We start from the raw sequence: 21,316 nt of genomic DNA on the forward strand, positions 1-21,316 counted from the left end.
ATTCGAATCCCCATCGTTTCCTGGCCGCCCGGCCGGCCGCTGCACGGAGAAATGGAGCGTGCCGAGTGGGCGCTTCGAACGCTCGACGTCATTCCCGACAGTGGAATGCGGGCGCTTTCGAACCTCGGCCTCGATGAACTTTCTCGTGAGATGGAATTCGAGCTCGAGGTTTTGGGACCGCGACTGATCGCCATGAAGTGCACCTACCGCAGGACGCTCCCCGAGCCGTTGCGGCTGGGAGCGGCCTCGCTCGCGTGGCGTCGCATTGACGAGGAAGTCGCCCGCCTCTGGACAATCGGCCGGGAGCCGAGGTTTCGGTATCCGGAATTCATGCGGCAGCGGCGGCGCATGGTCGAGCGTCTGGATGCCCCGGCGAGACAGGTGTGGACATGGGTGTGCCTCTACAGGGCCGCACCGGTTCTGGGTGCGCTGCTCGGCTCCGTGGTGCCAGACCCGGGCGCGACCGAGGCGGAAGAGTTCGAGATGTCCCGAACGCTTGCGGCCCTGACCGCGCGGCTCGCGGTCGAACCGTCCGAACACGCCTCTCAGGACCTCGAACTCCGGGACGTCGGCCGCCTGTGGGTGCAGGCCTGGGAAGCGGCGCTCGGGGGGAGCCGGTCAGGATCTGCCGACACCCTGGCGTATGCGACCGAGCGGGTGGCGGACGTCTTCACCGTTCTGGACAACGCCTTCGAGGGGACATCCCTGGAGGGGCTCGCGCACGCGGAGGACATCGCCTGGTTCCTGGACGCTCGGGAACTCGCGGACCGGGGTGACGGCGCCCGTACACAGGTCCTGGACCGGTGCCGAGTCGGCGTCCACCGGAGCGCGGAGTTCTGCGCTCGTCCGGGCGTCCGGGCGGCGTTGCGGGCGGTCAGCGGGACGAGTGGATGACCGTCTCCCCGGCGGCGGCATATCACGGAGCGCAACAGAGTCGGATCCGGTTGTGGCGGACGGGCGGTCGGATCGGCGGCGTCGGGCCGGTTTGACCCGCAGGTGCACGCCCCGTAACCTTGACCGTCGGCGTGTCCACTGACCCGCCACATCCCCGTAAACCTCTTCCTTCCGGGCACGGGCCGTGACCGGAAGAGGCCGTCCGTTCTGTCGGGCGGCTGGACTGCGGGGGTGCCGTTCCCGAGCGAGAGAGTGAGATCCGCGTGTACGCCATCGTGCGCAGCGGTGGTCGCCAGCACAAGGTTGCTGTCGGCGACATCGTTGAGGTTGACAAGATTTCCACTGCCAAGGTTGGCGACGCGGTCGAGCTCTCGACCCTGCTCGTTGTCGACGGCGACGCTGTGACCAGCGACCCGTGGGTGCTGGCCGGCATCAAGGTCCAGGCCGAGGTCGTGGACCACCACAAGGGCCAGAAGATCGACATTCTGCGCTACAAGAACAAGACCGGCTACCGCCGTCGCCAGGGCCACCGCCAGCAGTACACGGCGATCAAGGTCACTGAGATCCCCACGGCTGCGAAGTAAGGGACTGAGGAGAAATGGCACACAAGAAGGGCGCATCGTCCACCCGGAACGGTCGCGACTCCAATGCCCAGCGGCTCGGCGTGAAGCGCTTCGGCGGTCAGGTCGTCAACGCGGGTGAGATCCTGGTCCGCCAGCGCGGCACCCACTTCCACCCGGGCTCCGGCGTCGGCCGTGGCAGCGACGACACGCTGTTCGCGCTGCAGGCCGGTGCGGTGGAGTTCGGTACCCACCGTGGCCGCAAGGTCGTGAACATCGTCTCGGTCGCCTGAATCATCTGATTCACGGCTTTTCGACCGAACTTTTCGCGAGGCGGACCTCACTTCCCGATCGGGAAGGCGGGTCCGCCTTTCGCGTGTTGACCCAAGACATATCCGAATTTTCTGGAGGCACTGCACCATGACCACCTTCGTGGACCGCGTCGAACTCCACGTCGCCGCGGGTAACGGAGGCCACGGCTGCGCCTCCGTGCACCGCGAGAAGTTCAAGCCGCTGGGCGGCCCCGACGGCGGCAACGGCGGTCGCGGCGGCGACGTGATCCTCACCGTCGACCAGTCGGTCACCACACTTCTCGACTACCACCACTCACCGCACCGCAAGGCCACCAACGGCAAGCCCGGCGAGGGCGGCTTCCGCGCCGGCAAGGAGGGCCAGGACCTGGTCCTGCCGGTGCCGGACGGCACGGTCGTGCTCGACAAGGCGGGCAACGTGCTCGCCGACCTGGTCGGGCACGGGACGTCGTACATCGCCGCCCAGGGCGGCCGCGGCGGCCTCGGCAACGCGGCGCTGGCCTCGGCCCGCCGCAAGGCGCCCGGCTTCGCGCTGCTCGGCGAGCCCGGCGACCTGCAGGACGTCGTCCTCGAGCTGAAGACGGTCGCCGACGTGGCCCTCGTCGGCTACCCGAGCGCCGGCAAGTCCTCGCTGATCTCCGTGCTCTCCGCGGCCAAGCCGAAGATCGCCGACTATCCGTTCACCACCCTCGTCCCGAACCTGGGCGTGGTCACCGCGGGCTCGACCGTGTACACCGTCGCCGACGTGCCGGGACTGATCCCGGGCGCCAGCCAGGGCAAGGGCCTCGGCCTCGAGTTCCTGCGGCACGTCGAGCGGTGCAGCGTGCTGGTGCACGTACTGGACACGGCCACCCTGGAGTCCGACCGCGACCCCGTCTCCGACCTCGACGTCATCGAGGAGGAGCTGAAGCAGTACGGCGGCCTCGGCAACCGTCCGCGGATCGTCGTCCTGAACAAGATCGACGTACCGGACGGCAAGGACCTGGCCGATATGGTGCGGCCCGACCTGGAGGCGCGCGGCTACCGCGTCTTCGAGGTGTCGGCGGTCGCCCACCTCGGGCTGAAGGAGCTGTCGTACGCCCTCGGTGACCTGGTCGGGAGGGCGCGGGCCGCCAAGCCGAAGGAGGAGGCGACCCGGATCGTCATCCGGCCGAAGGCCGTCGACGAGGCGGGCTTCACGGTGACGCGCGAGGACGACGGTCTGTTCCGCGTGCGTGGCGAGAAGCCCGAGCGCTGGGTGCGCCAGACCGACTTCAACAACGACGAGGCGGTCGGCTACCTCGCCGACCGGCTCAACCGCCTCGGTGTCGAGGACAAGCTGATGAAGGCGGGCGCGAGGTCCGGCGACGGCGTCGCCATCGGACCCGAGGACAACGCGGTCGTCTTCGACTGGGAGCCCTCGGTGACGGCGGGCGCCGAGATGCTCGGCCGGCGCGGCGAGGACCACCGGCTCGAGGCGCTGCGTCCCGCTGCCCAGCGACGCCGGGAGCACCAGGCCGAACGGGACGAAGCCCAGCAGGACTTCGACGACTTCGAGCCGTTCTGAGCGATCCACCGCGATGTCGTAGCGATGCCGTAGCGACGTTGCAGGGCCCGACGCCCGGGGACGGGACGACCGTCCCCGGGCGTCGGGCCGTGGACGGCCGCGCGCCCGCGCACGGGGCCCATCGGCCTCCGTCGGTCCTCCGCGCATCCGGTCATGCATTTGTCATGCCCGCGCCCCACTCCGTTCAGTGGCCGTGCTGCCACGGTGTGTGATCATCGCCATGTCGAAGAGACTCGCGATGCAAGGGAGTTCGGGGATGGAACGGGCAGTCTCCAGCGATCGACGCCGCTTTCTCACCACGGGTGCCGCGGTGCTCGGAGCCACGGCCGCCGCCCAGCTGGGGCTGCCGCAGGTGGCGCGGGCCATCGAACCGCCCCTGCCCGACCATGTGTTCAGACTCGGCGTGGCCTCCGGCGACCCGCTCCCGGACGGCATCGTGCTGTGGACCCGGCTCGCCCCCGATCCGCTGCACGGCGGCGGCATGCCCGACCGCCCGGTGACCGTGGAGTGGGAGGTCGCCGAGGACGAGCGGTTCCGGCGGACGACGCGGCGCGGTGCCACCCGGGCGCTGCCGGCGCTCGGCCACAGCGTCCACGTCGACGTGCGCGGGCTGCGCCCGGGCCGCGCCTACTGGTACCGCTTCCGGACCCGCGGCCAGATCTCGCCCGTCGGGCGCACCCGTACGGCTCCCGATCCGCGGGGCTCGGGAGGGCGTCTGCGTATCGCGCTGGCCTCCTGCCAGAACTGGCAGCAGGGCTACTTCACCCCGTACGCGGACATGCGCGCCCAGGACCCGGACGTCGTGCTGTTCGTCGGCGACTACATCTACGAGTCCCTGCCCGCCGCCGGCGCCGTGCGCCGGCACGAGGGCAGCGACGAGCCGTACACACTTGTCCAGTACCGCAACCGCTACGCCCAGTACCGCACCGATCCGCAGCTGGCCGCGATGCACGCCGCCGCGCCCTGGGTGGTGACCTTCGACGACCACGAGGTCGACAACGACTACGCGGGACAGGTCCCGCAGGACCCCGCCAAGCAGTCCCACGCCGCGTTCGCGGCCCGGCTGACCGCCGCCTACCAGGCGTACTACGAGCACATGCCGGTACGCGCGAGCGCGATCCCCAAAGGCCCGCACATCCGGATGTACCGGCGGCTGGAGTTCGGGCGGCTGGCCCGGCTGAACGTGCTGGACACCCGGCAGTTCCGCAGCGACCAGGCGACAAGCCGGTCAGGCGCCGAGAGCGCCTCGGCGACCATGCTCGGCGCCCGGCAGAAGCAGTGGCTGCTGGACGGACTGCACCGCTCACCGGCCCGCTGGAACCTGATCGCCTCGCAGATCATGATGGCCGAGACCGACCTCCAGGTGGGTCCGGGCAAGCTCTGGTACTACGACGCCTGGGACGGCTATCAGACCGAACGCAACGCCTTCATGAAGGAGTTCACGAAGGTCCGCAACCCGGTCGTGCTCTCCGGCGACCGCCATCTGACGATGGTGAGCGACCTCAAGCGGGACTTCGCCGACCCGCGCTCGGCCGTGGTCGGCGCCGAGTTCGTCGGCACCTCCGTCTCCAGCGGCGGCGACCAGGACCTGGCGGCCTTCCACCGCGACTGGGACCCGCGCAAGGCCGACAACCCGCACTGGAAGCTGATCGACGCCCATCGCGGCTACCACCTCTTCGACATCCGCTCCGACGGCATCGACGCCCAGGTCAGGGTCGCGGAGACGGTGCTGCGCCCGGAGGCCGCCTCCAGGACCCTCGCCCGGCTGCGGGTCGATGAGGGCAGGCCGGGCGTGCGGTTGGTGTGAGGCGCGGGGGCATGAAGTGCCGCGGCCCGGTGGCTCACGTCCCGGGTATGCGGTTGGTGTGAGGCGCGGGGGCGTGGAGTGGCACGGCCCGGTGGCTCACGTCTCGGGTATGCGGTTGGTGTGAGGCGCGGGTTCGTGGAGTGGCACCGCCCGGTGGCTCACGTCCCGGGTATGCGGTTGGTGTGAGGCGCGGGTTCGTGGCGCGCGGCCGGGGGGCCGCGGCGCGTTCCGCTGTCATGGGCTGCCGGACGAGCTGTATTCCGGCCTCGTGCGCGACGGCGCCGTCCTGCGGGATGAGGAGCACCTGCACACCGGGGCCGGGCGACCACCGGATCCCCACACCACGGTGGCGCCGGAGGAGGCCGCCGCCGTGGGCCGGCGCGCGGATCGGGGCCCTCGGGGTGCGGGTCGTCGGCGCCCTGTCGCTGCCGGCCGAGGCTCCGTCCGGCACGGACGGGCCGCCCGGGCCGCCCGGGCCGCCCGGACCGAGGATCGCGCCCGAAGTGGCGGCGCAGGCCCTGTACGGCGTACCGGTGCCCGCGACCGCCGCGCTCCCGGGCACCGGTACGGTGCGGTCCGTGCACCGGACCCCGTCCCACGAGCCGGCCAGGGCGCTCGGCCACCGAGTGCTACGGCGAATGCGCCGACGGTGAGCGCGTCGCACGCCCGGCCTTCGTGGCTGGAAGGCGGCGCAGGGGATAGTGCAACGAAAACGCGTGAGAAACGTGTGGAGTTACTCACAGCAAATCTGGACAATCCGGGCGGGCACTTCGGAGATCGACGAGGGTGGAAGGTGAATAGCAGGTTGCGCTTACATATGCAGCAGAGGGCGCTCACCTTGCACTTCGCTGACTGAAAGTGGGACCATCCGAAGGTTCCCTGAAGCCCGAGGTAGGTCACTTGTGTCTGAGCGCATAGCCAAGCCCCGCACCACCGCAGTGATCCTGGCTGGTGGCACCGGTCAGCGCGTGGGTCTGTCGATTCCGAAGCAGCTGCTGAAGATCGCCGGCAAGGCGGTGATCGAGCACACGCTGACCACCTTCGAGAAGGCCGACTCCATCGACGACATCATCGTGCTGATGGCGCCGGGCTATGTGCCGGATATCGAGAAGATCGTCGCCAAGGCGGGCTTCACCAAGGTGACGCGGATCATCGAGGGCGGCTCCACACGGAACGAGACCACCGAGCGTGCCATCGCCGCGCTCGGTGAGGGGCTGGCCGAGGGCGAGGACCGCAACGTCCTGTTCCACGACGCCGTCCGCCCCCTGCTGTCGCGGCGTGTGATCGACGACTGCGTCGCGGCCCTGGAGCGCTACCAGGCCGTCGACGTCGCCATCCCGTCGGCGGACACCATCATCGTGACCCGCACGCACGGCGAGGACGGCGAATTCATCACGGAGATCCCGGACCGCTCCCGGCTGCGCCGAGGCCAGACCCCGCAGGCGTTCAAGCTGTCCACGATCCGCCGCGCCTACGAGGTCGCCGCGGGCGACCCCAACTTCCAGGCCACCGACGACTGCACCGTCGTGCTCAGGTATCTGCCGGACGTGCCGATCCACGTCGTCGCGGGCGACGAGTACAACATGAAGGTCACGCAGCCGGTCGACGTGTTCATCGCCGACAAGCTGTTCCAGCTCGCCTCCACCGCCGCGCCGGAGCAGAACGGCGAGGAGGCCTACCGGGAACTCCTCAGCGGCAAGACCGTCGTCGTCTTCGGCGGTTCCTACGGCATCGGCAAGGACATCGCCGCGCTGGCCGAGTCCTACGGCGCCACGGTGTACGCGCTCGGCCGCTCCACCACCGGAACGCACGTGGAGAACCCGGAGGAGGTCGACGACGCGCTGTCCAAGGCCTACGCGGAGACCGGGCGCATCGACTACGTCGTCAACACGGCCGGCGTGCTGCGCATCGGCAAGCTCGCCGAGACCGACAACGCGACCATCGAGGAAGCGCTGAAGGTCAACTACCTGGCCCCGGTGCAGATCGCCCGGTCGTCCTACAAGTACCTCGCCGAGACCCAGGGGCAGTTGCTGCTGTACACCTCCAGCAGCTACACCCGCGGCCGTGCCGAGTACAGCCTGTACTCCTCGACCAAGGCGGCCATGGTGAACCTCACCCAGGCGCTGTCCGACGAATGGGCGGGCGACGGCGTCCGCGTCAACTGCATCAACCCGGAGCGCACCGCCACCCCGATGCGCACCAAGGCCTTCGGCCGGGAGCCCGACGGCTCGTTGCTGTCCTCCGAGGCGGTGGCGCGGACCTCGCTCGACGTCCTCGTCTCCGAACTGACCGGCCATGTCATCGATGTGCGCCAGCAGGATCCGACGGCGGACGCGGGCAGGGCATCCGGTTTCGAGGCGGCTCTGGCCGGCGTCCTGGACCGCCAGGACGGCGTGGCATAATCAAAATTTCCTTGGTTTCCGGAATTCAGGCCTCTGTGATTGCGCGACGAATGCGCGGACGCAGGGGCCTGAATCCATAAAATCCAGATCGTCTACAGGAACTTTCCGATTCCTTTTCGAAGATCTACCGAAGTTTTTCTCCGTACCACCACCGGCACTCCCCCTCCAAGAGCAGGTTCCCCCGTGATTTCCACCGCTATACGCGTTGCCCGGGTGGGCAGTGCGGCCGAGCTGGCCGCGGCGGCCCTCATGATGCTGGGCTTCCCCGTGCTGATGCTGGCCGCACTCCTCCCGAGCGTCGGTGCCTTCGCGGCCGCGGCCGCAGTGACATACCTCGCGGACCACTTTCTGCATCGGCGCGGCAGCTATCTGATCAACCGCCTCGGCAAGGTGCGGGCCGGTCTGTCCATACGGTTCCTGATCAGACAGCTGCTGCTGGTCCTGCTCATGGCCCGGCTCTCGCTCTCCGGCGACGTGGTCTTCTACGCGGCCGTCGGCTGCTTCCTCGCCTTCTACGGCTTCCAGGCCCCGCACGGCGCCCTGGTCACCCTGATCCGCAACCGCCGCAGGATGCCGATCGCCACCCGCAACGTCGACCTCGTCTCGCGGATCCGCATCCCGGACGCCCCGCCGCGTCTGCTGCTCGACCGCGCCGCCGAGAAGATGCTCCACCTCGACCTCGCCGCCGTCGTCGGCCTGCTGGTCACCGCCGCCACCGACCGGGCCGTCTACGGCCTCACGGGCGTGGCCGTCACCCTGGTGCTGGCCTTCCTCTACGTCGCCGCGCTCGCCCCGTACATCCGCGGCCGGAGGATCCCGCCGAAGGCGGACACGGTACTCAAGGCGGTCAGCGGCTGGCTGCGCGAGTACCGCCCGGAGACGGTGCTGTACTTCTCGGGCTCCAAGGACTCGGCCTACCAGGTCAACATGTGGCTGGACACGATGGAGCGGCTTCAGACCCGCCCGCTGATCATCCTCCGCGAGCGCGTCATCCTGGAGAGCCTCCAGCCCACCACGGTCCCCGTCATCTGCGTGCCCGGAGGGGTGCACCTGATGAACCTCGACCTGTCCACGGTGCGCGTCACGCTGTACGCGGCGAACGTCGGCAAGAACATCCACATGCTGCGCGTTCCGACCATGAAGCACGTCTTCATCGGCCACGGCGACAGCGACAAGCTGGCCAGCGTCAACCCGTTCAGCAAGGTCTACGACGAGGTGTGGACGGCCGGCCGTGCGGGCCGTGACCGCTACGCCCTGGCCGATGTCGGCGTCCGCGACGACGACATCGTCGAGGTCGGCCGCCCGCAGCTCGCGCCCATCCAGCCCTGGCGGGGCGTGCCCGAGGGGCGTGTCCCGACCGTCCTGTACGCGCCCACCTGGGAGGGCTGGGACGACAACCCGGGCAACACCTCGCTCCTGCTGGCCGGCGAGAACATCGTGAAGAAGCTGCTCGCCGCCGACCGGCCGGTCCGTGTCCTCTACAAGCCCCACCCCTTCACCGGCACCCGCAGCGCCAAGGCGGGCGCCGCGCACCGGCGGATCACCGCCCTGGTCGAGAAGGCCGCCACCGAGCGCGCCGCCGACCCGCGCTTCACGGCGGACGCCGCGACCCAGACCCGGGCCAAGGCAGAGCTGGTCCGCATCACGGCCCGGCTCGCCGAGCTGAGCGGACCGGCCGACGACAGCCGCGACGAAGCCGAGGCGACCCGCGACGGTCTGGTCGACGTGGCCAAGCACGAGGAGATCGCCCGGCTGCGGGCCGAGTGGAACGACGCCTACTGGCGCTCCTTCGGCTCCTGGCAGCACCGCGTCATCTCGGGCTCCGAGCCGCGTCTGTACGACTGCTTCAACGTCTCCGACGCGATGGTCTCCGACATCTCCAGCGTGGTCTCCGACTTCATCGCGAGCGGCAAGCCGTACGCCGTCACCGACTCCGCGGAGCTGGGCGTCGAGGAGTTCAAGCGGCAGAACACGGCGGTACGCGCCGCCGTGATCCTGTCGAACTCCGCGCGCGAACTGGACGAGCTGCTGGAGGCCGTACGGGATCCCGCGGCGGACCCGCTGACCGCCGAACGCCAGGAACTCAGGCGCTATCTGCTGGGTCCCGACGAGCCGACGTCGATCGAGCAGTTCAACGCCGCGGTGAGCGACCTGGCGCAGAAGGCGGAGGCCCGTAGCCACCGCCTGGAGACCGCCGGCCGGGGGACCGTCGCCGAGCGGGCGGGCGCGGTGCCGGGCCAGCGCCCCACACCCGCCGACGAGACGACCGACGTGGTCAAGGGCTGACACGCGCCACGGCCCAAGGGCCCGGGTGCCGAGGAAGTACTCCTCGGCACCCGGGCCCTTTCCTTGCTCTTACCGTGACGACCTACGCTGGTTTCCTGTCTGTTCACCATGTGACGTGTGTCACGAATCTTTGGGGTGGGGGCAACCTTCGCCCGCCGTCGGCCCTCTTATGGGTAAGTGTTGATGACATGCGGGGAAAGTTCCCGTGACAAGGGGGAAGCGTGACCGTTGCGCAGCCTGATGTATCTGTGATCATCGGGGCGTACGAGGCTATGCCGTACCTGGTCGAGTGCCTGGAGTCCGTGCGGGCGCAGACGCTCGACCCGGCCCGGATCGAGGTCATCGCCGTCGACGACGGTTCGACGGACGGGACGGGCGACCACCTCGAGGAGTTCGCCAAGCGTGCCCCCATGACGGTCACCGTCATCCACCAGGAGAACTCCGGGGGCCCCAGCGGCCCGCGCAACGTGGGTCTGGAAAAGGCCCGCGGACGGTATGTGTTCTTCCTCGACGCGGACGACCGGCTCGGGGCCGAGGCGCTGGAGCGCATGGTCGCCATGGCCGACGAGCAGCGGACCGACGTCGTGCTCGGCAAGGTCGTGGGCGTCAACCGCAACGCCCCCAAGTCGATGTGGGGCAAGACGCTGCCGCGGACCGACGTCTTCTCCTCGAAGATCAAGTTCACGCTGAGCGCGCAGAAGCTCTTCCGGCGCGAGCTGCTCACACGGCACGGGATGCGCTTCGACGAGTCGCTGAGGACCGGCGAGGACGCCCTGTTCACGATGGAGGCGTACCTGCGCGCGGACGGCGTCTCCGTGATCGCCGACTACACCTGCTACTACCTGGTCGGCCGGGCCGACGGCAAGCACGTCACCAAGACCGGCAGCTACACCCTGCGCTTCGACTCGGCCCGCGCCCTCATGAAACTCATCGCCGAGCAGGTGCCCGCAGGCCCGCGCCGGGACTCCCTGATGGTCCGCCCCTTCCTGATCACCCTCCTGCCGCAGTTCGGGCCCGTGTTCCTGAACAACGACGAGGAGGTACGCGCCCACAAGCTGGAGCTCGCCAAGCCGCTGATGGACGCGTACTGGCACGAGGGCGTCGCCGAGCGGGTGAAGGTCAACGAGCGGCTGCGGCTGCACCTGGTGGCGCGGGGGCGCGCGGACCTGCTGTCCGACGTGCTGGAGTTCGTCAAGGCGAACAAGGCGCCCACGATCTTCATGGACCCGGCCGGCGGCAAGGCCTACCTCGGCTACCCGCACTTCCGTGACGGCGCCGCGGGCCTCCCGGACGAGTGGTTCGTGCCGACGACCCGTGAGACGCTCACGATCGAGAACTTCAAGTCGCTGACGACGCCGGTCCACTTCAAGCGGCTGCGCAAGGCGGCCCGGCGGATGCTGAAGGTGCGCCGGGCCGCCTGAGACCCGCTGCCGGGGGTCGCCCGAGAAGGGCGCACCCCCGGCAACCGCTGCGGAACGGCCGTGCGGGACCGCTTACTTGCCCCCGGACTGCAGCGCCTTGCGGAGCGGCCGCCCCACCGCCCGGCGCGCCCGGCGGTAGACCGACGGCGGCGGCACCGCCGCGGCGGCCTTGGCGCTCGCGTTCGCCCGCGCCACGTCGCGCCTCAGCTTCGCGTTGTCCTGGCTCAGTTCGACGATGCGGCTCTGCAGCCAGCCGAACCGCGAGGTGAGCGAGGCGACATCGGTGTCGTTCCAGGGGCGCAGGCCGGCCGGGAAGGAGAGCGACCGCATCCGCTCGTCGAAGGCCGCACCGCCGTCGCCGTGCGTGAAGGTGTTCTCCAGGCCGTTGCTGTCCAGGAACGCCGTGAAACGCTCGAAGCGCTCCTGGTGACCGCCGAGCAGCGCGCTGAAGTCGGCCTCCTCGTAGAGCCGGGCCGGGTCGAGATCCTCGGGCAGGTTGTCGATCCTGCGGTGCGGGATGTCGAAGTACCGGCACAGCTCCAGCGTCCGCGAGTCCGCGCAGAGCACGGTCGCGGGCGTGCCCGCCAGCAGGGCGGCGATGTTGCCGTGGATGCGGGAGCCGAAGGAGAAGTCGACGTCGCGCAGGTCGTCGATCCAGGTGACGGGATCGATGTAGACCCGGACCTTGCCCTCGCGGTACATCGGGTGGTCCGGGTGGGTCGGCATCTCGGTGACCCGGCCGTTCGCGTCCGACACGTCCCGCCAGTGCAACTGCCGTGCGTCGCTGAGGTTCTGGCCGACGAAGCGCAACTGCGGATAGCGCGCATGGGTCCGGGTGATGATCCGGTCGAGCCCCTGCTTCTGCACCGCGCTGTGCGAGCCGTTGACGGCGATCCGGGATTCGGGCGTCAGGGCGGGCACCCGCTTGTCCACGGTGAGTTCCTTGCCGTACAGGAACATCGACGGGCAGCCGATGATCTCGACGTCCCTGAACCCCATGTCCTTGAGGTACTTCTCCGTGAACTCGCCCCGGACGCCGATGGACGCGCTGCGGTCGAGCACCGCCGAGACGAACTCGCGGACGGTGGGCTCCATCGGCTTCAGCCGCGCCGGGTCGTAGCTGAGCCCGGTCTGCGCACCTATGCCCAGCACCACCACGGGGATCCGCAGCTTCCCGATGAGTCGCGTCAGACGCTGCAGCCCGGTCTCGAAGGAGGGCCGGAACGCGTTGGCGAGCGGCACGACGAAGGCGTCGTACTCCTCGTTGATCCTCGCCGCCATGGCGGCATCGGCCCGCATTCCGTTCGAGACCACCTCGGTGTGCGGTGTCTCGAGGATCTTGTGGGCGGCGTCGCTGAAGATCAGGTTGCCCGCGTTGGTGGCGATGACGTCACGATGGAGGGCTTCCTCCACGGGGACGACGTCGTAGGGGCTCTTCCCCGACCTCAGAAGCACGCGCCGTGCGCGGTGAACGTTAGGTGACACGGTGTTCAAATTATGTTTGCATCATCTTTAATTTCTATAGGCAACCAGTGCAACCTTTTTGCCGTACGCGAGGCGTAAGGGTGTGATCACACTCTGCTCGTCCGGGTGCTGGAACGGTGCGCGGCACCTCTGCTCGTTCGCGTAGATTGCCGGGCGGGGGACGGACCGACGCGCGAGGGGAAGCACAGCAGGTGGCTGGGGCAAGGCAGGCCGTGGCAGAGGCTCATCGGATCGTCGTGAAGGTGGGGTCCTCCTCGCTGACCACCGCGGCGGGCGGGCTGGACGCCGATCGGGTCGACGCGCTCGTCGACGTGCTCGCCAAGCACCGCAGCGGGGGCGAGAAGGAGATCGTCCTGGTCTCCTCGGGTGCGATCGCCGCCGGTCTCGCCCCGCTCGGTCTGCGCCGCCGCCCCCGGGACCTGGCCCGGCAGCAGGCCGCGGCCAGCGTCGGACAGGGCCTGCTGGTGGCCCGTTACACCGCCTCCTGCGCCCGCTACGGCATCCGTGTCGGCCAGGTGCTGCTCACCTCCGACGACACCAGCCGCCGCGCCCATCACCGCAACGCCGCCCGCACCCTCGACAAGCTCCTGTCGATGGGCGCGCTCCCGGTCGTCAACGAGAACGACACGGTCGCCACGGACGAGATCCGCTTCGGCGACAACGACCGCCTCGCCGCGCTCGTCGCCCACCTGGTCCACGCCGATCTGCTGGTCCTGCTGTCGGACGTGGACGGTGTGTACGACGGGGACCCCGGCAGGCCCGGCACCTCGCGGATAGCGGAGGTGCGGGGGCCCGAGGACCTCGCCCATGTGGAGATCGGCAGCGCGGGCAAGGCCGGCGTCGGCACCGGCGGCATGGTCACCAAGATCGAGGCGGCCCGGATCGCGGCGGCGGCCGGCATCCCCGTGGTGCTCACCTCCGCGGTCCACGCCGCCGACGCCCTCGCGGGCCGGGACACCGGCACCTGCTTCCACCCCACGGGCAAGCGCTCCGCCGACCGGCTGCTGTGGCTGCAGCACGCCTCCACCCCGCAGGGCGCGCTCACGCTGGACGACGGCGCCGTGCGCGCGGTGGTCGAGCGCCGCACGTCGCTGCTGCCCGCCGGCATCGCCTCGGTCGAGGGCGACTTCACCGCGGGCGACCCCGTCGAACTGCGCGACAGCGCGGGCGTGGCGGTGGCGCGCGGGCTCGTCAACTTCGACGCCAAGGAGATCCCCCGGCTGATCGGCCGCTCGACCCGGGAACTGGCGCGCGAACTGGGTCCCGCCTACGAACGCGAGGTCGTGCACCGGGACGACCTCGTCATCCTGCACCCGTGACCGGCCGAAAGGTCCGCTCTTTGCGGGTCCCCGGTGGGGGACGTTCCGTAAAACCGCCCCATGGAGCCCTGGGGCCTGCTCCACTTTGTCTCGGGGACATGTTCTGCACGAGCACTGCGTAAGGAGGCCGTCGTGAGACGAGTGCGCCCTGAGGTGGCGGCGTTCCGCGGTCGCGGCACCTCCGGTGACTCTCGTGACGGCGGTGCGGCCCGCACGCCGGGGGAGGAGCGCGCACTGACCGGCGTCACGGACGTCACGGAACGGGACACGTACGAGGCGCCCGGTGACGTCCCCCGGCTGTGGCATGTCACCCTCAGCGTGTCGGGGGACCGGGCTCCCGTGATGGAGGTGCGCCGCGCCCTCGAGCAGCTCGCCCACGACCACCCCTTCCTGCTGACCAGCCGCTACGCCGGAGATCACGCGGAGATCCGGTACTGGGAGGAGGCCCGCGACCTGCACGACGCCGCCGCGGTCGCGCTGCGGCTGTGGGGCGAGCACCGTCACACCGCCGGCCTTCCGCCCTGGGAGATCGTCGGCCTCGAGGTCGTCGACCGCGAGACCTATCACCAGCGGGTGGCCGAGGGATACGGGCCGCCCCCGGCGACACCGGTCGGAGTTCACCCGTTTTGAGAATGTCTCGGTGAGTGGAACAAGCCGTGGACGGTTCCCTCCGTAGCACTACCCTTCCCCCATGACCACGCTCTCGCCGTACGACTCGATGTCCCCGGTCGCCCAGGCCGCCTATCGCGCCAAGGCGGCCGCCGACGACCTCGCGCCGATGCCGCGGGTCGAGAAGGACGACGCGCTGCTGGCCGTCGCGGACGCGCTGGAGGTCCGTGCGAGCGAGATCATCGAGGCGAACGCCAAGGACATCGCCCGGGCCCGTGAGGCGGGCACCAGCGAGGCGATCATCGACCGGCTCACGCTCACGCCGGAGCGGATCCGGGCCATCGCCTCCGACGTCAGGGACGTCGCCGCCCTCCCTGATCCGGTCGGCGAGGTCGTCCGCGGCTCCACGCTGCCGAACGGCATCGACCTGCGCCAGGTCCGCGTCCCGCTCGGCGTGGTGGGGATCATCTACGAGGCCCGGCCCAATGTGACGGTCGACGCCGCCGCACTGTGCCTGAAGTCCGGGAACGCCGTGCTGCTGCGCGGCTCGTCCTCGGCGCACGAGTCGAACACCGCACTCGTCCGGGTCCTGCGCGACGCCGTGGGCGGCTCCGGGCTGCCCGCCGACGCCGTGCAGCTCGTGCCCGGCGAGAGCCGGGAGTCCGTGCGCGAGCTGATGCGCGCCCGCGGCCTGGTCGACGTGCTCATCCCGCGCGGTGGTGCGGCACTGATCCGCACGGTGGTCGAGGAGTCCACGGTCCCCGTGATCGAGACCGGCACCGGCAACTGCCACGTCTACGTCGACGCGCAGGCCGACGTCGACATGGCGATCGACATCCTGATCAACTCCAAGGCGCACCGCGTGAGCGTGTGCAACGCCGCCGAGACGCTCCTCGTCCACCAGGACATCGCCCCCGAGTTCCTGCCGCGGGCCCTGGACGCCCTCGCCACGGCCGGGGTCACCGTGCACGGCGACGAGCGCGTGATGGCCCACGCCAAGGGCTCGAAGGCCACGGTGGTGGAGGCCACGCCCGAGGACTGGGACACCGAGTACCTCTCCTACGACATCGCCGCCGCGGTCGTGGACTCCCTGGACCGGGCCGTTCAGCACATCCGGCTGTGGAGTTCCGGGCACACCGAGGCGATCGTCACCACCTCGCAGCAGGCGGCCCGTCGCTTCACTCAATTGGTCGATTCGACGACGGTCGCCGTGAACGCCTCGACGCGCTTCACGGACGGCGGCCAGTTCGGCTTCGGTGCGGAGATCGGCATCTCCACCCAGAAGCTGCACGCCAGGGGCCCCATGGGCCTGCCCGAACTGACGAGCACCAAGTACATCGTGACCGGTGACGGGCACATCCGTCGCTGAGCGGCCGCTCAGGCAAGCACGGGCGGTTGTCCCTGGCAAGCGGCTTTGAAGCCGTCTCGCCAGGCGGATGAATTTCCTTACGGTCTGCCCAAATTGACCCCCCAGGTCTACTCTGGAGCCGTGCCGGAGGACGTGGGGGGCACGCCGTCTGGTGACGGCCGAGAGCCCGACGACGACCGCGACCGCGGAGGTATGGACGAAGAGTTCGCCTCCGTGGTCTTCGACGAGGCCTTCGTACGTGCCGCCGTGGTCCACGAGCCGACGGCGGTCGAGAGACTGCTCGCGGCCGCTCAGGCCCGCGCGGATGCCCAGGAGGCCGAGGCGCGCCGGGCGCACGCCCGGGGTGCACGCGGCGACGACGACCGCTATGAGGAGGGGTTCGACCCTGACGACGGCGGAGAGTTCGGTCCCGGCCGCGATCTGGACGGCCTCGACGACCCGGAGATCCTCGAGGGCCGCTACGGCGCACCGGGCGCGTATGTCGGGGGCGCCCGCTGGCACCGTCCGGTCGCCTGGATGCTCGCCCTCGTGATGGGCATAGGGATGGTCGCACTGGCGTTCACGGCCGTGTACCGGGGTGCGTCCTCGAGTCGCCAGGAGCAGGTCCCGCCGCCCGCCACCACCGGTCTGGAACAGGGGCGGGAGACCGGCGCCGGCACGGGGCCCTCGGCCTCGGCGGACTACTCGCCCCCGGCGTTCTCGGCGGTGCCCAGAACGCCCTGAGGACTCCGACGGGCTTGTTCGACATCCGTTCGAAAGCCTGGTGAGAACCTGTCAGAACTTGTCGCGCAGCAGGGCGTTTACCTGAGCTCGCGGAGACCTACTCTGAAGATATGGGCGGGCCTGGAGACCCACCGGAGGGGACACCCGAGGGCGCTCCCGGTGGTGGTGAGGACGAGTACCGATCCGTCGTGTTCGACGAGTCGTTCGTCAGGGCTGCCCGGCTCCAGGAGTACTCCGCGCGCGAGCGCATGGGGGATCACGCCCCCGCCGTGCGCCGGCGCCCCCCACTGCACCGGGGGCTGACGCGGCAGGCGCTCATCCTGGTCCTGCTGATAGCCGTCGCCTTCGGTACCGCGATCTACATGGGTGTGCGCCACCCGTATCCGGCGCCGGAGACACTGCCGGTCGAGCCGCTGCGCATGACGGTGATACCGCTCGCCCCGCAGTCCGCCGTACCCGGCTCCACCGACCCCGGGACGCTGTACACGCACAGCCCCGCCGCCGAGTTCCGCGTCGGCGCCAAGGGCATCACGTTCCCGGCCACCCGGCGCACCGCCCACTTCTCCGACAGCCAGGTCGTCGCCGCGCTGACCACCGCGAAGGACTACCTCGTCGAGTCCGCGCTGGATCCGGCCGTGCTCACCGGCGGGGCCGTGCGCTCGGTCCGCGTACTGCTCGACCCCCAGCAGCTCGACCAGTTCGATCAGAGCTTCAGCCACCCGGCCGCCGACGGACGGCACGCTCCCACCGGCTGGCTGGTCCGCTTCGACCCGTCCCGGGTCCAGCTGGCCGACCGCAGCATTCGTGTCCAGGGCACGCTCCAGGCGACGGAGGCCGACTCCGACACGCTGGAGGTCACCTCCGACCACACCATGGTGTACGCGCTCAAGCCGACCGGCGCGGACGCCAAGGCCGAGGCCTCGCTGTTCACCGTGCGACGCGAGCTGACCTTCCGCTTCGACCGCGAGGACCTGCGCATGAACCAGGCCCAGCTGGTCGCCTCGTACGTCCAGGCAGGCCCGCTCGCCTGCGCCGACGACTCCGCGGACCATCTGCATCCGCTGCTCGCCGGCCAGACGGCCAAGGCGGGCGGCCCGGCGGGCACCGACCCCTACGCCACGGGCAGTGCGACGGCCCTGTGCGGCACCCTGTCGACGAGCGCACAGCCGAAGCTCTAGCGGGGCAGCCTCCGCGGCGAGCCCGGCCCCGGCAGGCCCGGGCGTCCCCCGCGATACGGAAGACGAGGGCGCCTGCCCTCCCTGGACGGGCCCCGGGCCGGTTGAGGGCCCCCGGGGCCCGAAGAGGCGGGACGGCCCCGGAAACCGGGCCGCAGCCCGGTGAGAGGGGCCAGGGGCGTTCCCGACGGCCCGGTACGCGGCCCGGCCCGGCCGGGAGGAACCCACGGTCGGCCGGACCGCCCGCCGAAGGGGCCCCCTTCGGCGGGGCGGTCGGCCGTAGCGGCTGTGGGTGCCGCTGGTCTCGAGCCGTGTCAGGGGGCTTCGCGGCCGTTCCGGGAGTGCCTGCCGGGGAGAGTCGTAGGTGCGGGGTTCCACTTGCGTCGGCGCCCGTGAGGCAGGGGGCGCCGACGGTCTTGAGCCGGGCGATGGGCTGGCCCTGCCCGGCCTGGGAGGCCTTCAGCCGCCCGGACGAGACGGCCCGCCGGGAGAGCGGTTGTTGCGGGGTTCCGCTGCGGGGGGTGTCGCTGGTCCCGAGCCGGACCAGGGGCCGGCCTTGTCTTGCCGGGAAGCTCCACCGCCGTCCGGACCCTTCGGCCCGGCCCTGAGACCGCCCCGCCGGGAAGAGCGCCCCGCCGAGGTGACCGCGCCGCCGGGAAGAGCGCCCTGCCGGGGAGAGCCGGTGGTGCGGGGGTCCTTTGCGGCGAAGGCCGTAGGGCGGGGAGCCGCTGGTCCCAAGTCGGACCAGGGGCCGGCCTTGTCCTGCCGGGAATCGCCACCGCCGTCCGGACCCTTCGGCCCGGTCCTGAGACCGCCCCGCAGCGGAGACCGACTCGTCGAGGAGAGGGCCCCGCGGGGAAGAGCGCCCCGCCGGGGGGCCCGCCCGCCCGGGAAGAGTGCCTGCCGGAAGTGCGGCCCCGCCGAGGAGACCGTCCCGCCGAGGTGACCGCGCCGCCGGGAAGAGCGCTCTGCCGGGGAGAGTCGGTGGTGCGGGGGTCCTTCGCGGCGAAGGCCGTAGGGCTGGGAGCTGCTGGTCCCGAGCCGGACCAGGGACCGACTCTGCCCTGCCGGGAATCGCCACCGCCGCCTGGCCCCTTCGGCCCGGTCCTGCGACCGCCCCGCCGAGGAGACCGACGCGTTGAGGAGAGGGCCTCGCGGGGAAGAGCGCCCGCCCGGGGAAGAGCACCTGCCGGAAGTGCGGCCCCGCCGAGGTGACCGTCCCGTCGAGGTGACCGCCTCGCCCGGGGAGAGCGCCCCGCCCGGGGAGCCCGCCCCGGAAGAGCGCCTGCCGGAAGTGCGGCCCCGCCCAGGAGACCGCCCCGCCGAGGAGACCTTCCCGCCGAGGAGACCTTCCCGCCGGGGAGACCTTCCCGCCGGGGAGACCTTCCCGCCGGGGAGACCTTCCCGCCGGGGAGACCTTCCCGCCGAGGAGACCTTCCCGCCCAGGTGAGGCCCCGCCGGGAAGAGCGCTCCGCCGGGAAGAGCGCTCCGCCGGGGAGACTGTCCCGCCGAGGTGACCGTCCCGCCGGGAAGAGCGCTCCGCCGGGAAGAGCGCCCCCTCGCAGGGGTGCCCGCAGGGCGGTGGGCGCCCTGGTCCCGAGTCGGGCCAGGGGCGCCGGCCCGGGCGGCGGGCCGTGGCGGGCCCGGTGGTCGATCAGGCGCTGCCGTCGGGGTCCTCGTCGTCGTGCCCGGCGTCCCGCTGGGCGTCGCGCGGCTCGCGGCGCGGGTCGTCCTTGGACGCACCGCCGCCGAAGCCCGAGAAGCCGCGCCGCACCCGGCCGCCGAGGTCGCCCGCCCCGCCCGCGATGTCGCCGACCAGCTTCATCAGCGGGTCCTTGGACTCCTTGACCTCGTTGGCGTAGCTGGCCGCCGACTCGCGGAAGGAGTCCGACACCGAGGTGTGCTTGTCCTCGGTGCGTCGCGGATAGTGGCCGTCCATGATCCGTTGGTAGTCGCGGGACGCGGCCCACTTCTTCAGCTCGGCCGCGCGGACCGTGGTGAAGGGATGGCTCCGCGGCAGCACATTGAGGATCTTCAGCACCGAGTCGCGCAGATCGCCCCCGGCCTCGTACTCCTCCGCCTGCTTCAGGAACGCGTCCACGTTCATCTCGTGCAGATGGTTCCCGCCGGCGATCTTCATCAGCCCCCGCATCGAGGACTGCAGATCCTGCCCGACCAGCAGCCCGGCCCGGTCGGCCGACAGCTCCGACTTGCGGAACCACTCCCGCAGCGCGGTCACGATGGCCATGATCGCGAGGTTGCCCAGCGGGATCCAGGCGACACGGAGCGCCAGGTTGGTCAGGAACAGCAGGACGGTCCGGTAGACCGAGTGCCCGGACAGTGCGTGCCCGACCTCGTGGCCGACGACCGCCCGCATCTCCTCCTCGTCGAGAAGTTCCACCAGTCCGGTCGTCACGACGATGATCGGCTCGTCCAGACCGATGCACATCGCGTTCGGCTGCGGGTCCTGGGTGACGTACATCGGGGGGACCTTCTCCAGGTCCAGGATGTAACAGGCGTCCCGCAGCATGTCGTTGAGATGGGCGAACTGCGCGTCCGAGACCCGTACGGAGTCGGACAGGAACAGCAGCCGCAGGCTGCGTTCGGGCAGCAGACCGCTGAGCGCCTTGAAGACCGTGTCGAAGCCGCTGAGCTTGCGCAGGGCTACCAGGGCCGAACGGTCCGCGGGGTGTTCGTACGCGCGCGAGGAGATCCCCTCGAAGCGCCGGCGCCGCCTGCTCGGCACGCGCTCGTGCCCGTTCTGCTGGTGGCTTTCGTCGGACATGTGTTCCCCCATGTGTCTCATGGCCACTGTGCGATGGATCATCGGCCCCCACCGGCGGGTGGACGCGCGATGCCCGATGTGCCCCCGAAGCGGACTCCAGCCTAGGCGGAGATACGGTGGCAGGGCAGCACACCGTAAGGAGCGATCCCATGGAGCACACTTCCGCCGCCTGGCTCACCGAGGCCGCGACCGCCGCCGCCCGGCAGGGCCCGGGGGACCTGCTCCGCGTCGTGCTGATCGTGATGGTCGTCGGCTGCGTCCTGACCGCCTGGTTCCTGCTGCGGGGATACAAGCGCAGGTGACCGGCACGGCCGTGCCGGCCCGCACGGGCGGTACGGACCGAACGGCGGAGTCGGCGTGATCGGTGTGCAGCCGCACGCTTACGATGAGCCCACGTCTTTGTCCCGCCCACACCGGATAGGTTCTGCCGAAGATGAGCTTCCACAGCACCGCTGCACAGTTGGCCACGCTCGCCGAGGGTGAAGGCGAACGCCACGCGAGCATCAGCCCGTTCATGACGGGCGGAGGCGCCCTCGTCATCCTCCTTCTGCTGCTGTGGATCACCACGCGCTTCAACCGGGACCGCTGAGTCCGCAGAAGTGCCTGGTCCCGGCCGTTCCGGGG

General features: G+C 70.6%; 17 protein-coding genes. 15 read left to right on the top strand and 2 right to left on the bottom strand.

The window, feature by feature from the left end; all coding sequences use genetic code 11:
* Nucleotides 1-150: 150 nt before the first annotated feature.
* The 8 genes from ACSHXN_RS26935 to ACSHXN_RS26970 all read left to right on the top strand — a co-directional run bounded on the left by ACSHXN_RS26935 (nt 151) and on the right by ACSHXN_RS26970 (nt 11,227).
* Nucleotides 151-894, top strand: a complete 744-nt coding sequence (locus ACSHXN_RS26935) for a hypothetical protein (RefSeq protein ID WP_355137624.1) — start codon at nt 151-153, stop codon at nt 892-894.
* Nucleotides 895-1,157: 263 nt separating this feature from the next.
* Nucleotides 1,158-1,478 (top strand): 50S ribosomal protein L21, encoded by a 321-nt coding sequence (gene rplU / locus ACSHXN_RS26940; protein ID WP_059131566.1) that lies wholly within the window; start codon nt 1,158-1,160, stop codon nt 1,476-1,478.
* Between the two features lie 14 nt (nt 1,479-1,492).
* Nucleotides 1,493-1,747: a 50S ribosomal protein L27 gene (gene rpmA / locus ACSHXN_RS26945; RefSeq protein ID WP_059131565.1), complete on the top strand. Its 255-nt coding sequence runs from the start codon at nt 1,493-1,495 to the stop codon at nt 1,745-1,747.
* Between the two features lie 127 nt (nt 1,748-1,874).
* Nucleotides 1,875-3,311: a GTPase ObgE gene (gene obgE / locus ACSHXN_RS26950; RefSeq protein WP_356111422.1), complete on the top strand. Its 1,437-nt coding sequence runs from the start codon at nt 1,875-1,877 to the stop codon at nt 3,309-3,311.
* A 256-nt stretch (nt 3,312-3,567) separates the two neighbouring features.
* On the top strand, nt 3,568-5,118 hold the full coding sequence (locus ACSHXN_RS26955) for an alkaline phosphatase D family protein (RefSeq protein WP_438303873.1): 1,551 nt from the start codon (nt 3,568-3,570) through the stop codon (nt 5,116-5,118).
* Between the two features lie 902 nt (nt 5,119-6,020).
* A complete protein-coding gene (locus ACSHXN_RS26960) occupies nt 6,021-7,520 on the top strand; it encodes a bifunctional cytidylyltransferase/SDR family oxidoreductase (protein WP_355137630.1) in 1,500 nt (499 codons plus the stop codon).
* Nucleotides 7,521-7,733: 213 nt separating this feature from the next.
* Nucleotides 7,734-9,806 carry a hypothetical protein gene (locus tag ACSHXN_RS26965; RefSeq protein WP_355137691.1) on the top strand — a complete coding sequence of 691 codons (2,073 nt, stop codon included), beginning with the start codon at nt 7,734-7,736 and terminating at the stop codon, nt 9,804-9,806.
* A gap of 221 nt (nt 9,807-10,027) precedes the next feature.
* Nucleotides 10,028-11,227, top strand: a complete 1,200-nt coding sequence (locus ACSHXN_RS26970) for a glycosyltransferase family 2 protein (RefSeq protein ID WP_355801406.1) — start codon at nt 10,028-10,030, stop codon at nt 11,225-11,227.
* Nucleotides 11,228-11,299: 72 nt separating this feature from the next.
* On the opposite strand, the gene ACSHXN_RS26975 is transcribed toward ACSHXN_RS26970, so the two are convergent.
* Nucleotides 11,300-12,682, bottom strand: a complete 1,383-nt coding sequence (locus tag ACSHXN_RS26975; protein ID WP_438303874.1) for a polysaccharide pyruvyl transferase family protein — start codon at nt 12,680-12,682, stop codon at nt 11,300-11,302.
* 242 nt (nt 12,683-12,924) lie between these two features.
* Between ACSHXN_RS26975 and proB the strand changes: the two genes are divergently transcribed.
* The 5 genes from proB (at nt 12,925) to ACSHXN_RS27000 (ending at nt 17,910) form a co-directional block, all read left to right on the top strand.
* Nucleotides 12,925-14,031: a glutamate 5-kinase gene (gene proB, locus ACSHXN_RS26980; RefSeq protein WP_355137636.1), complete on the top strand. Its 1,107-nt coding sequence runs from the start codon at nt 12,925-12,927 to the stop codon at nt 14,029-14,031.
* Between the two features lie 132 nt (nt 14,032-14,163).
* Nucleotides 14,164-14,661, top strand: a complete 498-nt coding sequence (locus tag ACSHXN_RS26985; protein ID WP_355137638.1) for a hypothetical protein — start codon at nt 14,164-14,166, stop codon at nt 14,659-14,661.
* Nucleotides 14,662-14,722: 61 nt separating this feature from the next.
* A complete protein-coding gene (locus ACSHXN_RS26990; protein ID WP_356111418.1) occupies nt 14,723-16,009 on the top strand; it encodes a glutamate-5-semialdehyde dehydrogenase in 1,287 nt (428 codons plus the stop codon).
* A 93-nt stretch (nt 16,010-16,102) separates the two neighbouring features.
* The gene (locus ACSHXN_RS26995) at nt 16,103-16,732 is read left to right on the top strand and encodes a hypothetical protein (protein WP_355137642.1); all 630 of its coding nucleotides are present in this window, start codon (nt 16,103-16,105) and stop codon (nt 16,730-16,732) included.
* Between the two features lie 110 nt (nt 16,733-16,842).
* Nucleotides 16,843-17,910, top strand: coding sequence for a hypothetical protein (locus tag ACSHXN_RS27000; protein ID WP_355801415.1), 1,068 nt, complete (start codon nt 16,843-16,845; stop codon nt 17,908-17,910).
* Nucleotides 17,911-19,561: 1,651 nt separating this feature from the next.
* Here ACSHXN_RS27000 and ACSHXN_RS27005 read toward each other — a convergent pair.
* Nucleotides 19,562-20,692, bottom strand: a complete 1,131-nt coding sequence (locus ACSHXN_RS27005) for a M48 family metallopeptidase (RefSeq protein WP_355137646.1) — start codon at nt 20,690-20,692, stop codon at nt 19,562-19,564.
* A 149-nt stretch (nt 20,693-20,841) separates the two neighbouring features.
* Between ACSHXN_RS27005 and ACSHXN_RS27010 the strand changes: the two genes are divergently transcribed.
* Complete coding sequence (locus tag ACSHXN_RS27010; RefSeq protein ID WP_355137648.1) at nt 20,842-20,994, top strand: hypothetical protein; 153 nt, start codon at nt 20,842-20,844, stop codon at nt 20,992-20,994.
* A 131-nt stretch (nt 20,995-21,125) separates the two neighbouring features.
* Nucleotides 21,126-21,281, top strand: coding sequence for a hypothetical protein (locus ACSHXN_RS27015; RefSeq protein WP_181923042.1), 156 nt, complete (start codon nt 21,126-21,128; stop codon nt 21,279-21,281).
* The last annotated feature ends 35 nt before the right edge of the window (nt 21,282-21,316 follow it).

Source organism: Streptomyces sp. HUAS TT11 (assembly GCF_051553595.1).
In the GTDB taxonomy this organism is placed as follows: domain Bacteria; phylum Actinomycetota; class Actinomycetes; order Streptomycetales; family Streptomycetaceae; genus Streptomyces.

Excerpts from the sequence above, each read along its gene's own strand:
- ACSHXN_RS26935 (WP_355137624.1), top strand. The coding sequence starts at position 151 with ATGGAATTCGAGCTCGAGGTTTTGGGACCGCGACTGATCGCCATGAAG.
- rpmA (WP_059131565.1), top strand. The coding sequence starts at position 1,493 with ATGGCACACAAGAAGGGCGCATCGTCCACCCGGAACGGTCGCGACTCC.
- obgE (WP_356111422.1), top strand. The coding sequence starts at position 1,875 with ATGACCACCTTCGTGGACCGCGTCGAACTCCACGTCGCCGCGGGTAAC.
- ACSHXN_RS26955 (WP_438303873.1), top strand. The coding sequence starts at position 3,568 with ATGGAACGGGCAGTCTCCAGCGATCGACGCCGCTTTCTCACCACGGGT.
- ACSHXN_RS26990 (WP_356111418.1), top strand. The coding sequence starts at position 14,723 with ATGACCACGCTCTCGCCGTACGACTCGATGTCCCCGGTCGCCCAGGCC.
- ACSHXN_RS27000 (WP_355801415.1), top strand. The coding sequence starts at position 16,843 with ATGGGCGGGCCTGGAGACCCACCGGAGGGGACACCCGAGGGCGCTCCC.
- ACSHXN_RS27005 (WP_355137646.1), bottom strand. The coding sequence starts at position 20,692 with ATGTCCGACGAAAGCCACCAGCAGAACGGGCACGAGCGCGTGCCGAGC.
- ACSHXN_RS27010 (WP_355137648.1), top strand. The coding sequence starts at position 20,842 with ATGGAGCACACTTCCGCCGCCTGGCTCACCGAGGCCGCGACCGCCGCC.
- ACSHXN_RS27015 (WP_181923042.1), top strand. The coding sequence starts at position 21,126 with ATGAGCTTCCACAGCACCGCTGCACAGTTGGCCACGCTCGCCGAGGGT.